Here is a 1133-nt window from a genome sequence, read left to right on the forward strand (position 1 = left end):
AGGCTATTGAGCAGCGTGTTCTGGGCGCGGATGGGTGAAACAAGATCCACCTCAAAGAGGTACTCAGCCGTCTGGGCACCGGTGCTCATACGCAGGGCGTTTCGACCGTTGACCGAGACGACCGAAGCGAAGTGCTTAGTGCCAGGAAATCCCAGCGCCTGCTCATCACGTGCCAAGATCAAATTGGCGTTCTGCGGCTGGGCAACCACCGTCGACACAAAGGTCGGCGTGTCGCTGTAGATGCCTGGGGACGCAATCGCCTTGATCCAAAACTTGCGCTCTCCGTCAAACCCTGAGGGCAGCGTGTAGCTGGTGGACTTGACCTCAGCCACAAAGAGCGAGGCATCCCAGGCCGCGCCCTCACGAAGCTCATACCCGACAACTTCGGGTTCAGGATTGGGCTGCCACCGAAACTCTAGCCGGTTGGCCGACTGAACCACATCGAACTGACGCACGGTCGAGGGCGCTTGTAGGCTCAGCACAAAGGTTGTGACGTGGGCGCTGTAATTGCCCGAAGTGTCGTAGGCCCGAATGTGATACGGGTAAAGGCCAGCCGCGCTCTGGTCGTGGACCATCTGCGTGCCCGCGGTCTTGGCCACCAACTGGCCGTTATCCCAGCCAGTTCCTACACGGACCTCGTAGCCCGAAAGGTCTGCATCTTGGAGTTCATCCCAAGAAATCAGCAGATCGGAGACTCGGCGCTGGACCGAAAAGCCCGTGACATCCGACGGCGGCAGGGTCTTGCCCAGAACCGTTGTGCTCAGTGTCGCAGGAACACTCTCCTTGCGCGTGATCCCGATCGCACGCAGGCTGAATTCATACGCGCCTTCTTGCGCATCCCGGATTTCGACGTAGTTGGCACTGGTGAGCGGAAGGCTCACGAAGTTGCCGCCTGCCACCCGGTAGGAGAGCCGGTACGCAACAGCGGTCTGCACCTCGTTCCAGGACACCTGAACCAGCACCTGCGCCTGGTCTTTGACCCGGTACAGGCTCTCTTGCATGGAGAGCCCAGTCGGTGCCGGTGGCATATCCGACAGGACGGTGATCGAGCGGGGCTGCAATGCCAGCCCCTTTTCAATCGCATCGAACTTGCTCGGGTTGTGAGCGAGTGCGGTGACCTCGTGCACCCCAGG

1 protein-coding gene is annotated in these 1133 nt (G+C 60.4%); it reads right to left on the reverse strand.

The features are described 5' to 3' along the window. Positions 1–1001, reverse strand: a 1001-nt coding sequence (locus ACOVRJ_RS03750) for a hypothetical protein (RefSeq protein WP_422042560.1), incomplete at its 3' end; no start/stop codon positions are given. Positions 1002–1133 lie beyond the last annotated feature (132 nt).

This window comes from Roseateles sp. (assembly GCF_049240545.1).
GTDB lineage: Bacteria > Pseudomonadota > Gammaproteobacteria > Burkholderiales > Burkholderiaceae_C > Paucibacter_A.